Source organism: Candidatus Zixiibacteriota bacterium (genome assembly GCA_036397555.1).
In the GTDB taxonomy this organism is placed as follows: Bacteria; Zixibacteria; MSB-5A5; order WJJR01; family WJJR01; genus DATKYL01.
The window spans coordinates 1-14,850 of record DASWIS010000022.1; the positions used below are offsets into that span (position 1 = coordinate 1).

The following is a 14,850-nucleotide window of genomic DNA, read 5'->3' on the forward strand; positions in this document are numbered from 1 at the left end:
ATCTCAGTCCGGTTGAATTTGAGGAACGCTTGTTGCTGGAATCTATCTAAACGAGTGTCAACGAAAACGGGGGATCATCAGGAGGCGTCTACACTTGATTCGTTGAATCCAATCCATGGGTCTGACACTTTTAACACTCCCTTGGGCAAACTGTGCCCTTGACAAACCAATCCCGGTTCGCCATCTACTATGATTGAATGTTTGATGTCGGGCGGTCCGTCGCCCTGTGCACATAAACGTAGGCGACGGCCCAACCCCGACATCACCAGTAAACCCGGTCCGTCCGCAGTCCCGGCCAGTGTGAGTTGTTCCGGCGTTGGACGGTGACCGATTTGAGAGCCAGCGGTCTGACAGGCCGTTGGCTCTTCTTCGTTTGGTACGTTAGACACTCCGAACGGATCGCGCAAGCATAAAATCATGCCCCTCGAAAAGTTTACGGAGAAATAATTATCCAATTCGCCTCTTTTCTCCAACCGTCACGACCCAAACCTCGTATACTCTATCAGCAGGAGGAACGCGCATGAAAGCCGTACGAGATATCGAGAGGCGTCTGAAACAGAAAGAGGAAGAAGCCCTACGACTTAAGAGCGAATTGGATAAGGTGCAATCGGCAATCGAGGCCTATCGAGAGACGCTTAAGATTCTCCAGAAGGGGGTCAGTGCGGGCAACGGTTCTGACATCAGACCCAAGAGCAAGGTCGGGCGAGCGCTACAGATTCTTCGTGATGCTGGGAAGCCACTCCACGTGTCCGAGATTCTTCGTGCGCTCGGAGAGGATCACAAGAACAAGCAGGCGCGGGCGTCTCTGAGTGGCTCACTTGGTGTGTATGTGCGTAATGGTCAAGTATTTACGAGACCATCACCCAATACATTCGGTTTGATGGAATTCGACGGCGAAGATCAATCGTCGAGCAGTGCTGACGTTGAATCAGTATAGTCTATGTATCAGAACGGATAAAATGCTAAGGATTTTACAAAGAAAAGAGGCCGCGAAACTCGCAACGCGGCCTCTTTCATCAGCAAGTGCGTCGATTATCTCTACGCGGCCCTTTGCATCTTTCTTGTTCATTACAATATGATTCGTCCGCATCAAGCGTTGGATTCGACGCCAGCCATTGCGGCCAAAGTTGCCGACAAAGTATGGACGTGGGATGATGTACTGAGCTACAAATCGGGGGCTTTAGATGTGGCCTTCTGAAACTGTACCAGTGCCGGGAATTGGGCGACGGGTTTGGTGGGGACATCGGCTGGCACCGGCGATTGATCGAGACACTGGTATCGTAGGGGCACGACTCGTCGTGCCCCTACGACTCGTGTTTCCAGTTTTGACGGTCCTGACGCCCTCGCTTGTCCTGAACGAAGCGATGGATCAGGCCTTTCGGGGTCTGCAACTGGCACGTTACGGTCGGGGAGACCTCTCCCCTGCGCCTGCGAACGGACATTACCTCACTCGCGCTTGAGCACCAGACCCGCCGCTCCTCGATTGGGAATATCATCGGCCCAACCAGCGTGGGAACCGGTCGCCGCGATGAGGCGAAACGATCCGGAGCGCGTGAGTTCGGAGCGCTTGAGGCCGATGATGAGCGCGTTGGTCTCGGCATCGACCGCGAAGACGATACTATTGGGCCAGCGTTTCATGAAGCGTCCGGTCAGGACCTGATCGGCGGTGGCGATGCCGATGCGTCCGAAATATGTGCCGTTGCCCGCATCCGAGAGCCAGCAGGTGGCCAGCTTGTCGAAGTGGAAGTCGTTGTTGAATCCCCACCAACGGGCGCCGTTGACCGAGTCGGCATCGTCGTCGACCGCGATGTTGACGCCGAACGACGCCGGATTGGGCGCGTTGTGCAAATCGATGCGAAACCAAAGCGTGTCGGTGACCGCGTCGTAGCTGTACGATAGCTGCCGCGCATCAGGAAGCGACTTGTTGAGCAGATCGTTGCGGTCGTCCTGTGCGAGACGTTCCCAATGCATACGCTGAAACCGCTGCACCGGCAACGGCTCGTGTTTGTCGATCGTCGGCAGCAGATTGGCCTGGGCCATCTCATACTGCCCTTCCGCGCGCAGCGCCTCCAACGTGTAGTGGCGGACCGAATCGTACATCGGTTTTGGACGGAACAGGTGCGATGTCGCCAGCCAGTAGTACGCCGTCGGCAGCCACCAATCGGGGAGCGTGTCGGTCGCCGACTTTCGCGCGACCAGATGGGCGACCGCGAGTTGATTGAGACGGTACGCGTCGTTCACGGTCGTCTGATTGAAGTATTTCGGGATCGCCTCGGCGAGCAACGCTCTCGGATTGGTCGGATCGGCGCGGCGCGCGGCCGCCAGCTTGCCCTGCGATTTGGCGCGGACATACTTCATCAGGGTCGAATCGATTTCCGTTGTGTAAAACTCCAGCCATCCGAAGAGTGCATAGGCGTCAACAAGCGAATCGTCGATGTCGATGGCGCGCAGCAGATGCCCGGCCGCGTCCTCCAGCAGCCGTCCGGTCGCGGGGCCGTTGCCGTTGCGGGCATGGATCATCTGGACGTTGGCGAAGGCGATTTCGTAATGGATGACCGCCGAGCCCTCATCCTCGGCGAGCAGTTCGGCGAATTGTTCACGCGCGTCTTTGATTCCCTCCATATTGCTGCGAATCGCCGCGAGCGTCAGGGCTTTTCGTGCCTCGACGATCCGCGCCGGACGCGACTCGAGAACCGCTTCGCGTGCGGGTTGGGCGGATGCTGCCGCTGCTCCCAGTAGAATCGATAGAGTGAAGCCGACTGCACATGCCCGCCGCCGGCATGCCGGTGCGGGTGGCCAGGACCTTGGTCCGGGTCTCGGAGGACGCGACCCATTGAAACCCGGACCAAGGTCCGGGCCACCCTGCCGAATGACTTGGCACGCCTTTCTTAGCGAGGTGTTCTCAATGACGGGATGGAAACAATGCACTGATGGATGCATTCCTGCGGAACCCGGACCAAGGTCCGGGCCGCCCTGCCGATTGAAAGTGATTGATCGCCCCTGCGTCGATGGTCGAGATTCCTGTCGGAAACGGAGGCCCAACATGTTTCGCAAGATCGAGGATTTCCTCACGACATGGGAGCACGAATCGCAAGCGACGCAGAAATTGTTCGACGCGCTGACCGATGCATCGCTGGCGCAGCCGGTCGCCCGGGATCATCGCACGCTGGGACGAATGGCGTGGCATATCGCCGCCACCATCCCGGAGATGATGGGGCTGACCGGGCTGAAGCTGGCCGGACCCGCGCCCCAAGACGGTGTCCCGGCGCAGGCGACTAAGATCCGGCAGGCGTTCCACGACGCATCGCGTTCGCTCGCGGAGCAGATCAAGTCGAACTGGAGCGATGAATCGCTGACAGTCACCGATCCGATGTACGGGGAGACATGGGCGCGCGGTTCGACACTCTTCGGATTGGTCGCCCATCAGTGCCATCATCGCGGCCAGATGACCGTGCTGATGCGTCAGGCGGGGCTGAAAGTGCCGGGCGTTTATGGCCCCTCATATGAGGAGTGGGCCGGCTACGGCGCCGAACCGCCGGCGATATAGACAATGTCACTCCGAATTCCCTTGATCTCATCACGTCTTCAGGCGGGATAAGATCAAGGGGTGACAATTGGGGTTTTTGCTTGTCAGGAGCGATTGGGTTTGTGGCCCCGGCACTTCAACACCGGCAGCCGCGGATACTTCGGGAAGCGCGGGTCGCTAAACGACAACTCGCATTGCACGAATTCCGATCCGTGCGACGAACGGATCAGCTTCGCATGGATGCAGTCCGCACACAAGCCGGCCTGCTGAGATGTGACGCTCACAGTGAGTCGGGCAGCGGGGCGTTTTCCGACGCCGCTTTGACACGGCAGCCGTCGCCGCCGGGAATGACCACCGCGTCGGACACCGACCGGAGCAGTTCTTCGCCCAGCGAGGACAATTCATCGGCCGTCAGGACCGCCTCTATCATCGGAAACATCTCCCGTTCCTCGAAACGGACATGCGCTTCCAGCGCGTCGGTCAGCGCGGTCAATGGCGCGACGAGGTCTGCACTGTTGCGCTCGGCGAGCGTCAGATCGTAGACCAGGCGATGCAGCGTCACATGCTCGCGCAACAGCCGCGTGACAGCGGCATCGCCGGCGGACGCGTGCCGCAGGTAACGGGGAAGGAGCCACTCTTCCTCGTGACGAAAATGCGGCAGCAGCGCCTCGCGATGAAAGGCGGCAAACTCGCGCGCGATCTGCACCAGCCGCGCCCGCGGCGCGCAGTTCTTGATGTGACGACGCGTCAGGACAACGCTCGTGAGCGTGTGATGATGCTCCCAGCTGAGAGGGTGGAGGTTCTTGTTGCGTTTCATTGGGACATTAACCGGCCGGGCATTCCCCCACCCCAACCCTCTCCCCCTCGGCTGCGCTTCCTTTGGCTCCGCTCAGGGCAGGTGGGACCTTTGGCCACAGGGAGAGGGCGAACACCGGTTCCGGGCGATTGCGTGAAATGGTTCGAGTTCTATTCTCCCATCGGGTGAAGGCGGATGAGGAAAACCAACCGATTGCAATCTCACTTCCACGTCTTCTTCCACTCCTCGAACTGGATCGGCCGGCCGGTCTCCAAAAACGATTTCAGCGAATCGAGCGTCCAGCTCCAGCCCATGCGCATATCATCGCGCCCCTTGGCGTCCGGCAGCTTCGTGTGCTGGATACGCACCGCCACCTTTCCTTTTCCCGATGGCGTGAAGGTCGCCTCGACCAGACTGCCGGGGCAGTGTTTTTCATTCTCCCATGTAAACCGCACGCGCCTGGGCGGAGTGACCGTGCGGTACTCGCCCTGGTCCCCGTCGCTGTTGGAATACCGGCCGCCGGGACGCAGATCGATCCTGGCTTTGGTCGTAAACCACTTCGACAGGAGTTTCGGATCGGTGAATGCGGCATACGCCTGTTTCTGCGCTGCCGCGATGGTGCGTTGGATGCTGACTTCGTACCGGCCGTTCATGCGCTGGCCGACCGCGCGTAAACCGCGATCCTGCTCGTAACGAACCGTGACCATCTGCGACCACCAGCCGGAGAGGTCATGGCTGTTGTGGAGATACGCGGCCCCGGCGGTGTGGCCTTTCTTGTCAGCCCCAAACTTGTCGAGGATGGCATACCACTGTTTCAGCGACTTTCCGGTCGCGCTCTTGACAGTGCCATCGCTGATCGCTCGTTCAGCGGCTTTTTTGGGGGGCATGTCGATCGGTCAGTCCCGTTTCCGTGCTATTGTCCGGTGAGGAAACGGGATTTCTTCTGTCCAATCCCTCACCGCCGCCCTTTCCCTCTGAGCTTCGCCCGGGAGCGACGGCCAACGGGAGCGGGCGCCCAGTTCCGGACCACATTCGTGGCTGTATCTATCCTCCGCTGGTCTCCGACTCGGCTTCGAGCGCTTCAATCTGTTTCTTCGCGTAGTCGGCGTCTTCGCCCTTGGGCCAGCGTTCCAGATAATTCTTGTAACCGATGATCGCCTGCCGCGTGTTGCCGGCCCTGGCGTGCAGGAACCCGATGTAGATCGCGGCATCATCGGCCCATTCACTCTTGGGCCACATCTCGATCAGCATCTGGGCGTGGCCGATGCCGTGGTCCCATTTCTCCAGCTTGCGCGCGATCAGAATGCGCTGGTAGTAACTATCATCGGCGACCCCCGCTTCGTTGGTCGCGTCGAGCACTCCGGCGCTCTCGAATCGAATGTCCGCTTCCTTGAACTCGCTGTGATTGAAGTATTTCTTGCCCAATTCAAACAAGAACTCGGCATCGAGCGTGCGGCCGGGGGTGCGCTCCAGTTCCTGCATGGCAGCCAATGTGCCGATTCCCTGCCGGTAGTCCTCGACAGTCTTGATGAATTCCTTCGCTTCGATAAAGCCGAGTGTGCGATCGATCTCCTCGCCCCCGGGATTGCAGACCAGAACGGTCGGCAGACCGGCGATCTTCCGATCGGCGCGGATCGTGGTGTCGACGTCGGTGTTGACCTTGACCAGCACATAATTGTTGCGCTCGGCCCATTCCTGGAAGCGTTTGCTGCCCCACGTGGACTCTGCCAGAGTCCGGCATGACCCTCAGCCGGGGTTGAAAATGTCGACCAGCAGCGGGCGTGATTCTTCCGTCGACAGTTTTGTCGCTGCGGCCAGGTCGCTTAACCACATCTCGTGCCCCTTGAATGTCTCCCACCAGCGGTCGCCGGAATCCTCATCGGCGAACACGGCAGGCGCCATCGGCCCGGACAAGGCGAGTAACGCGGCGATTACGGCAATTCTCAATACTGCACGCATGATGACTCCTTTCGATCAATCGGATCAGAACGGTCAACGATCTCTGCGGAAATGTACACGCCGGAGCGGATAGGGCAAGGGATATTGCTCTGTCGCAGACCCAGTTGTGCCTGGAGGATTCAATTGCAGGATTGACCTCAGAATGGGATTCCGTAGCTTCACCGTCCGAGGTCCCTATGGCCAAACTGCGGATTCTGGTTGTCGACGACGAGAAGCCCGGCCGGGAAATGATCGCCGGAGCACTGGAGGATGCCGGGTATACCGTGACTGCCGCCGAATCGGCGGAGGCGGCGCTGGCAGTCGCGACCAGGACATATTTCGAGATCGCAGTGCTCGATATCAAAATGCCGGGACGGTCGGGCCTGGAAATTCTGCCCGAACTGTTGGCGGCCAATCCGGAGCTGCAGGTCATCATGCTCTCGGCGGTGTGGAGTTTCGAGAGCGCCATGGAGGCAATGAAGAAGGGGGCATTCGACTTCCTCAAAAAACCCGCCGATCTCGACGAATTGTTGGCGACGATGGCGCGCGCCGGTGAGCGGCACTGGCTGTTGGCGGAGAATCGGTACCTGAAGGAGAAACTCGAAGAGCCGTTCGCCGATGAGAACATCATCATCAAGTCACCCGCGTTGCGTGAAGTCTTCTCGACCGTCGCCCGCGCGGCCGAAGCGGATACGACCGTGCTCTTACGCGGCGAGTCGGGAGTCGGCAAAGAGGTGGTCGCGCGGACTCTGCATACAGCGTCGCTGCGATCATCGGGACGGTTCATCGCAGTCAATTGCGCCGCGCTGCCGGAGACATTATTAGAAGCCGAACTGTTCGGGTCTGAAAAGGGCGCCTACACCGGCTCCAATGTCCGTCGCATCGGCCGCTTCGAGCTGGCTTCGGGCGGGACCCTCTTTCTCGATGAGATCGGCGATGTTCCCCCGCTCGTACAGGCCAAGCTGCTGCGCGTGCTGGAACAGAAGACATTCGAGCGACTGGGCGGGACCGAATCGATCAAGTCCGACTGCCGGATCGTCGCCGCGACGAATCAGGATTTGGAGGAGATGGTCAAAGATGGAGGGTTTCGCGAAGACCTGTACTATCGGCTGAATGTCATTCAGATCGTGATCCCGCCGTTGCGTCAACGCCGCGAGGACATCCTCCCGTTGGTCGAGCTGTTCATCAGGCGATCCGGCGCGCAGCGGGCGCGTCCCGTGGCAGGGATCACTCCGGCCGCCAAAGACCTGCTGATGTCGTACAGTTGGCCGGGAAACGTCCGCGAACTGCACAATGCCATCCAGCGCGCCTGTGTCATGGCGCGGGGCGATGCGCTCGATGTCAACGATTTCCCCTCGCATGTGCGCGGCTCCGATGCCGCAGCAGACACCGCCTCACTGGGCGCGGCGCCGACATTGCCGCTGGCCGAGGTCGAACGCCGGCACATCCTGGGCGCTCTCGAGCATCACAATTGGGTGCTCTCACAGGCGGCGGCCACGCTCGGCATCCACCGCAACACGCTGCGCCTCAAGATGAACGAGTACGGAATCAGCAAGCCGGCGTGAGTCTCAGTTGCGGCTCGGACGCGATCTCCTGTCCAGCTATTGTCCCTGCGAACGCATCACCCGACGGACAAGTGTCAAAACCGCGGCATTTCCGTAAGCTGGTCATTGCCTGCGAGCCCATGATACCTGTTCTTCCATCGCGACACGGACCAAATGAGTCCGAGATACCATGCACGATGTCACACACCGGAGGATCGCGTGAAGAATAGCATTGTGTTGTTGCCGATGGTGCTGCTGTTGGGGTCGTGCACCTACCAGCCCCAGCCCACGGGCGATGGCCGGGCCGACACCGGCCCGGCGATCAGCGTGCCCGAACTCAAGGAGCATGTCTACCACCTGGCCTCCGACGAATTGGAAGGGCGCAAGCCGGGCACCGAGGGCGGAAGCAAGGCGGCGGAGTACATCCGCGCAGAGTTCATCCGTTATGGGCTGGTCATGCTCGGTGACCACGGCTATCAGCCGTTCGATGTCACGACCTCGGTCAGTCTCGGCGAGGGCAATGCGCTGAATGTCGCCGGTGCTGTCGCCACGGCCGATTCGGAATACACGCCGCTGGCCTTTTCGGCCGATGGCGATCTGAACGCGCAGGTCGCGTTTGTCGGATATGGATTCGCAATCGAGGAGGACTCGCTGAGCTGGCTCGACTACGCCGATATCGATGTTCGCGACCGTTGGGTCATGGTCCTGCGCGGCGATCCCGACCCGAGCAACCCGCACAGCACCTTTGCGATGCACAGCGACCTGCGGCACAAGGTGCTGACAGCACAGGACAAAGGCGCAGCAGGAATTCTCTTTGTCTCCGGCGCGGAGTTCGATCCCGAAGACGCGCTGATTCCGCTCTACTACGACCAGAGCAAGTCGCGCGCGCAGATTCCGGCGCTCAATATCAAGCGCGTGATAGCGGACAAACTGCTGGAATCAACCGGCAACACCATCGCCGATCTCGAAAAACAGATCATGGAGGAACGTCGGTCGCAGAGCTTTGCCATCGATAAGTCGGTCACGGCCTCAGTCCGTGTCGTGCAAAATCAGGTCTCGACCAGCAACGTCGTCGCCTTCCTCGAAGGCAGCGACCGCAAGCTGCGCGAGGATGTGATCGTCATCGGCGCGCACTACGACCACCTCGGCTACGGCGGGCCGCATTCGGGATCGCGCCGTCCTGATACGGTCGCCATTCACAACGGCGCCGACGACAACGCCTCCGGCGTCGCCGCATTGCTGGAGATGGCGCAGTATCTCTCCGACCGTTCCGATCAACTGCGCCGCAGTGTGCTTTTCATCGCCTTCTCGGCCGAGGAAATGGGCGTCATCGGTTCGAAATACTTCGTGAACGACTGCCCCATCGATCGTTCGCGCATCAAATACATGCTCAACCTCGACATGGTCGGACGTTACGACGAAGACAAAGACGCATTGCGCATCGGCGGCACCGGCACGGCCTGGGGCATGGAGGATTACCTCAAGATGATCGCGCTGCGTCATGGCGTGCCGTTGGAGATGTCGCCGGAAGGATTCGGGCCGTCGGATCATGCGTCGTTTTATGTCGAAGACATTCCGGTCCTGTTCTTCTTCACCGGCGCGCACGATCAGTATCATACGCCCGAAGACGATGCCGACCTTGTGCTCTACGACGGCATGGAAACGATCGCCTCGTTTGTGGCCGATGTCACCATGGCGCTGGCGAGTCGCGGCACCACGATGGCGTTTCAGGAAGCCGGACCGAAGGAACAGCAGGCGGCGCGGACCCGTCTGCGCGTCACGCTCGGCATCATGCCCGATTACGGCGCCTCCGAAGGCACCGAGGGACTGCGTGTCGATGCGGTACTTGACGACCGTCCGGCGAAGCGAGCCGGGATGCTCAAGGGCGATGTCATCGTCGCGGTCGAAGGCAAACAGGTGACGAACATTTACGATTACATGTACCGTCTCGCCGAACTGCGCCCCGGCCAGCGCGCGACCGTCGATGTCATGCGCAGCGGCGCAAAGGTCGTGCTGATCGTCGATTTGTGATCCACGATGCGTTATAACGATGACATACTGCAGGGGCACGGCGCGCCGTGCCCCTACGCATTTGAGGGAGACTCACTATGCCCGACAAACCCGAATATGCACCCGGCACGATCGTCTGGACTGATCTGACAATCCCCGACGCCGCCACAATCCGCGACTTCTACAGCGCCGTGGTCGGCTGGAAACACTCCCCCGTCGACATGAAGGGTTATTCCGATTACAACATGGAGAGTCCTGCCGACGGCACCCCGGTCGTCGGAGTCTGCCACGCGCGCGGCAGCAATGCCAATCTCCCCGCGCGTTGGCTCATCTACATTGTAGTCGCCGACCTTGACGCCAGCATCAAACACTGCACCGAACTGGGCGGGAAAGTGATCGATGGCCCGCGCGGCGCCGGCAACAACCGCTTCTGCTGCATTCAGGATCCGGCCGGGGCGTATTGCTGTCTGGTGCAGTGACCGTCGGCTCGAATCAACATCCAAGGAAAAGATTGTCATTCCGAACCCGACCCCGCACGCGGTGCGGGGGAGCGGTGAGGAATGACAGTAGACGACCCATGCACCGAAGTGACCCTGACGGGGCTTTATCCGTCAGCGGCCGCATCTGTCACCTTGATGAGACAGAGTCATGTCCATCCGGGTCGTGCGCTTCCCTGTCGATGCACCTTTGAATGTGTTTTGGGGAGGTGAAAGCTTCCGCATGTCCCGAGCATAGCCGAGGGACCGAGCCCATCTTTGGATCTCACAAAGACCACGCCCCATCCCTCACGGGACAGGGCGTGTTAGTGACGGCGTACAACCCCTCGTCGCCTGAGGCGACCAAGTCGGTCATTAGAACGCGATTGCGGTCTGCAGGTAGACCATGTCGTTGGACGAGCCCTCGGCCAATTGATACTCGGCCCGCACGTGCGCGAAACGGTGCACGCGATATCCGCCGCCGAACGATCCGCACATCAGCGTTTCATCGGCCATGATCCCCAGCGGATAGACTTCCGATCCTTCGGGACGGTACGCATCGAGCCGCACCACGCCATACAGGGCGCCGTGTGTCCAGGCCCCCTGCATGTAATAGCCGACGTCGGTCTGGCGGTCGCTCATACGGTCGTGTTCGTGGCTGATGAACTCGCCCTTCAATTCGAGATGCTCGAATTGGGCGGTCAGATCGAAAATCCAAAAGCGTTCGGCCAGACGGTCATCATCGGTGTACCCGGCGGCGTATGAGGTCCCGAATTCGAAGTTCGCATTCATCACCAGTCCGAATCGCGCGCCGAACGCCTCGGTGGGAACGATCGCGCCCAGTGCGTCATTCTCGGCGGTCAATGGGGTCGGCTCACGAATCGGCAGTCGTAACGCCGGCGATGTCCCGAATCCATTGACCGCGGAGATCGACCAGTTCGACCAGGTCGTACGGCCGTAGAACTCCACGCCGACGTCGTTCCAGCCACGGTGCGTGTTGGCCACGACGACCGGAACCGATACCAGCTTGCGATCGAACGATGAATACACGCGCCAGTCCAGGCCGACCGGGACATCGAACTGTCCGATGCGAAACGCAGCATGGGTGATGCCCGCCGGGTCGCGTCGTGGGACGCCTTCGGGCCAGTCGAAGACAGTCCAATTGACATACGCCTCGTCGATGACAAACTCCTCATCGAGATCGTAAGCGACCTGCACCGCGCCCGCCCACTGCCTGTTGAACTGACTGGAAACATCGAAGGTCAGTTGGCCGACGCTGAAATCATTGCGTCCCAGCGCGGCATCGCGTCCGACCGCCTGCACATCGAGATGCCCGCCGATCTGCAGGTCGGGACCGGTCGTGTCTTGTGCCAGCGACAGCTTGATCGGGCTGACCACCAGCACGGCGAGCATCACGATGGCGCGCGACCAGGCGCCGCCCGGCCACGCGCTGCCGGGCTCGTAATCGGAACCCCCGGTGGCGGGGACTCCTTGATTGTTGTCTGCGCACCGCATCGTCTCCCTCTCCGTTCCCGCATTCCGTCCCGCCGACACCTCAGGCGTGACCGTGCGTGATCCAGAGTCCGTGCAACCGCGCTGCCGCGCGGAAGCTGCACCGAATATGGGCAGTCAGATTCGCATACGCGCATGGAGCGACAAGCAGTTAGAACATCCGCATAAAGCATTTGTTCAGATGCTGAACAGGGGTTGATCAATCAAAAAACAGGCGGCCCTCCCATACGTGATGGGAGGGCCGCCATAGGGGGATCGAGCATTCAGACGCGTGTCACGGCGCCGAGAATTCGACCTTTTCGAAATCGTCCCAATCGAGTTCTTCCAAGTCACCCTCATCGGTTTCGACAAAGACGCCCTTGTTGTCCTCGTCGACGTCGTTGGAGCCGCGCAGTTCAAATGACATCCCGTTGCGGAGTGTCACCTGACAGCCGCGCCGCGAGAGCCGCTTGATCGACGCGATTGCGCCGAATTCGATATCAGCGCCGAAGCCCTGCGTTTCGCCGTTGAGAAACTCCCAGGAGTAGCGCTCGTCGTTGTCCCAGGTAATCTCCCCGGTGTACGAGTCGCCCCATTCGCTGGTGACGGTACCGCGCAGGCGGCGTCCGCCGTCGAAACGGTCGTAGGTCGCCATGGCGCCCGCCGGAGCGGTCACAAAGTCGATGCGCCGGAAATTGTCCCACTCGACTTCCAGTCGTCCGAGATCGGCGATGACGATGCTGATGCCGCGATTGCCGCTGTCGACGTCGTTGGAGCCCGTCAATCTCATGTCACGCCCGTTGGCGAGCTGCACGAGGCATCCGTCGGAACCGCGCTTCTCGATGGCGGCAATGCGACCGAAACGGATCTCGCGGTCACGACCGTCTTCGTCGCCGTCCAAGACGTCGGTCGTGTAGATTTCATCGGCGTCCCAGACGATGAATCCGGTGTGGGTCTCGTCGTCTTCTGTCGTCACGCGGCCATAGAGCCGTTCGACGCGATCATCCGATGGCGTGTAGTCATCGGGTTCGGGAAAAAACTCGACATGCTCGACATCGCGCCACTCCATCTCGAGAATGCCTTCGCCTTCGACATCCATGACGATTCCGCGATTGTCTGAGCCCAGGTCGGAGCCGGAGCCCTCGAAACGGAGGACTTCGCCGTTCTTGAGCGTGACCAGCGCCCGATCGCGGGAACGCGGCTCGATGCTCTTGATGTGGCCGAAGCGCAGTTGCGCCGAGGAGCTGGAACTCCAGCCCCAGCCCTCTTCTTCATAAATCTTCAGGCCGAACAGCGAGACTTTCTTGCGCTGCGACGCACGGCGTGGGGTGTACGGCTGCTCTTCGTCCTTGGTGGCGTCGAGGATGTCATCCCAGAATCCCTCGTTCTGATCCCACCGGATTCGGCCCGTGTATTGATCGCCCCATTCCGTCGTGATCGTGCCGAAGATAAAACCCTGATCGGCGGCGGAGGCAATCTGCGAGGCGGCGATCACGACGACGATGGCGGCCAGTCCGGCCAGTGTGCGCATTACCCCTCCTTAAGAAGCCATGACGGCCCCGCTGATACCTACGGGCACGCGGCACGAAAGTTTCAGCGGGTGCGGGACCGCGACGCGATCGAGATGGGCTGTGACAAAGCTCTGGCAATTCGCCGGTCACGGCCTTATTTCGCAGCATCCGGCCGTCGGGAACGCCGGAGACGAGGGCACAGTTGAGCGACAATCGAATCATTCTCTCCGGTATGCAGCCCACCGGCCGCCTGCATCTGGGCAATTACGAGGGCGCGCTGAAGAACTGGGTGGCCCTGCAGGATGAATTCGAGATGTACGCCTGCATCGTCGACTGGCACGCACTGACATCGGATTTTAAGGACACGTCCGAGCTCCCCGAGCGGATTCGCCAGATGGCGATCGACTACCTCGCCGCCGGTCTCGACCCGGAGCGGACCGCGATCTTCGTACAATCGCACGTCAAAGAACACGCCGAGCTGCACCTGCTGTTTTCGATGATCATTCCCGTTCCCTGGCTGGAACGGGTCCCCAGCTACAAGGACAAGGCGACGGAGTTGGGGCTGGATTCTTACGGCTTCCTCGGCTACCCGCTGTTGCAGGCGGCCGACATTCTGATTTACCGCGCCGGATGGGTCCCGGTCGGCAAAGACCAATTGCCGCACATCGAGCTGACGCGCGAAGTGGCGCGGCGATTCAACACGCTCTATGGCGACGTTTTCCCCGAGCCGCAGGCGAAGCTGACGCACTTTCCCGCGGTGCCGGGTCTCGACGGACGCAAAATGAGCAAGTCGTACGAGAATGAGATATCGCTCTCGCACTCCGAAGACGAGACGCGGAAACGTCTCAAGCGGATGTTCACCGATCCGCAAAAGCTGCGCAAGGGCGATCCGGGCCGTCCCGAAATCTGCCCCGTCTATGCGCTGCAGACGATCTACAATCCCGGCCATGAGACCGAGATCGCGCCGCCGTGCCGCACCGGCGCATTGGGGTGTGTCGACTGCAAAATGACGCTTGCCGACAAGCTCAATGATACGCTCCGCCCGATCCGTCGGCGTCGCACCGAATTGGAAGGCGATCCGGCGACGGTCGAGCAGGCGCTGACGGTCGGCGCCGACCGGGCACGTGCGCGGGCCTCGGCGACGATGGTCAAAGTGCGGAAAGCGATGCATCTGGGCACGTAGGTGCAATCCCTCAGACGGTCAGCCCAAGGGCTGACCCGCACGATGGGGCGATGCATCTGGGCACGTAGGTACAATCCCTCAGAGGTCAGCCCAAGGGCTGACCCGCACGATGGGGCGATGCATCTGGGCGCGTAGGTACAATCCCTCAGGGGGGTCAGCCCAAGGGCTGACCCGCACGATGGGGCGATGCATCTGGGCACGTAGGTACAATCCCTCAGACGGTCAGCCCAAGGGCTGACGCGCACGATGGGGCGATGCATCTGGGCACGTAGGTACAATCCCTCAGACGGTCAGCCCGAGGGCTGACCCGCACGATGGGGCGATGCATCTGGGCACGTAGGTGCAATCCCTCAGACGGTCAGCCCAAGGGCTGAC

Annotated in this window: 13 protein-coding genes; 6 read left to right on the plus strand and 7 right to left on the minus strand. The window is 60.6% G+C overall.

All coding sequences use genetic code 11. The features are described from left to right. The first annotated feature begins 520 nt into the window (after nucleotides 1–520). Entirely contained in the window at nucleotides 521–937 is a 417-nt protein-coding gene (locus VGB22_07325; protein HEX9751076.1) for an HTH domain-containing protein, read from the plus strand. Nucleotides 938–1,446: 509 nt separating this feature from the next. Here the strand turns inward: VGB22_07325 and VGB22_07330 are convergent. Beyond that, nucleotides 1,447–2,622 carry a hypothetical protein gene (locus tag VGB22_07330; protein HEX9751077.1) on the minus strand — a complete coding sequence of 392 codons (1,176 nt, stop codon included), beginning with the start codon at nucleotides 2,620–2,622 and terminating at the stop codon, nucleotides 1,447–1,449. 421 nt (nucleotides 2,623–3,043) lie between these two features. On the opposite strand from VGB22_07330, the gene VGB22_07335 reads away from it, so the two are divergent. Then, complete coding sequence (locus VGB22_07335) at nucleotides 3,044–3,547, plus strand: DinB family protein (GenBank protein HEX9751078.1); 504 nt, start codon at nucleotides 3,044–3,046, stop codon at nucleotides 3,545–3,547. Between the two features lie 259 nt (nucleotides 3,548–3,806). Here VGB22_07335 and VGB22_07340 read toward each other — a convergent pair whose 3' ends face one another. The 4 genes from VGB22_07340 to VGB22_07355 all read right to left on the minus strand — a co-directional run bounded on the left by VGB22_07340 (nucleotide 3,807) and on the right by VGB22_07355 (nucleotide 6,281). Further along, on the minus strand, nucleotides 3,807–4,343 hold the full coding sequence (locus tag VGB22_07340; protein HEX9751079.1) for a hemerythrin domain-containing protein: 537 nt from the start codon (nucleotides 4,341–4,343) through the stop codon (nucleotides 3,807–3,809). 200 nt (nucleotides 4,344–4,543) lie between these two features. After that, nucleotides 4,544–5,209, minus strand: a complete 666-nt coding sequence (locus VGB22_07345; protein HEX9751080.1) for an SRPBCC family protein — start codon at nucleotides 5,207–5,209, stop codon at nucleotides 4,544–4,546. A gap of 157 nt (nucleotides 5,210–5,366) precedes the next feature. Continuing rightward, nucleotides 5,367–5,993 (minus strand): hypothetical protein, encoded by a 627-nt coding sequence (locus VGB22_07350; protein HEX9751081.1) that lies wholly within the window; start codon nucleotides 5,991–5,993, stop codon nucleotides 5,367–5,369. A 75-nt stretch (nucleotides 5,994–6,068) separates the two neighbouring features. Further along, nucleotides 6,069–6,281, minus strand: a complete 213-nt coding sequence (locus VGB22_07355) for a hypothetical protein (GenBank protein ID HEX9751082.1) — start codon at nucleotides 6,279–6,281, stop codon at nucleotides 6,069–6,071. A 176-nt stretch (nucleotides 6,282–6,457) separates the two neighbouring features. Here VGB22_07355 and VGB22_07360 point away from each other — a divergent pair, with 176 nt between their 5' ends. From VGB22_07360 to VGB22_07370, 3 genes are all read left to right on the plus strand, one after another. Next, entirely contained in the window at nucleotides 6,458–7,825 is a 1,368-nt protein-coding gene (locus VGB22_07360) for a sigma-54 dependent transcriptional regulator (protein ID HEX9751083.1), read from the plus strand. A 198-nt stretch (nucleotides 7,826–8,023) separates the two neighbouring features. After that, the gene (locus tag VGB22_07365; protein HEX9751084.1) at nucleotides 8,024–9,835 is read left to right on the plus strand and encodes a M20/M25/M40 family metallo-hydrolase; all 1,812 of its coding nucleotides are present in this window, start codon (nucleotides 8,024–8,026) and stop codon (nucleotides 9,833–9,835) included. Nucleotides 9,836–9,912: 77 nt separating this feature from the next. Next, nucleotides 9,913–10,293 carry a VOC family protein gene (locus tag VGB22_07370; GenBank protein HEX9751085.1) on the plus strand — a complete coding sequence of 127 codons (381 nt, stop codon included), beginning with the start codon at nucleotides 9,913–9,915 and terminating at the stop codon, nucleotides 10,291–10,293. 372 nt (nucleotides 10,294–10,665) lie between these two features. On the opposite strand, the gene VGB22_07375 is transcribed toward VGB22_07370, so the two are convergent. After that, a complete protein-coding gene (locus VGB22_07375; protein HEX9751086.1) occupies nucleotides 10,666–11,805 on the minus strand; it encodes a hypothetical protein in 1,140 nt (379 codons plus the stop codon). Nucleotides 11,806–12,076: 271 nt separating this feature from the next. Beyond that, nucleotides 12,077–13,312, minus strand: coding sequence for a hypothetical protein (locus VGB22_07380; GenBank protein ID HEX9751087.1), 1,236 nt, complete (start codon nucleotides 13,310–13,312; stop codon nucleotides 12,077–12,079). A gap of 182 nt (nucleotides 13,313–13,494) precedes the next feature. Here VGB22_07380 and trpS point away from each other — a divergent pair, with 182 nt between their 5' ends. Next, the gene (trpS, locus tag VGB22_07385; GenBank protein HEX9751088.1) at nucleotides 13,495–14,475 is read left to right on the plus strand and encodes a tryptophan--tRNA ligase; all 981 of its coding nucleotides are present in this window, start codon (nucleotides 13,495–13,497) and stop codon (nucleotides 14,473–14,475) included. The last annotated feature ends 375 nt before the right edge of the window (nucleotides 14,476–14,850 follow it).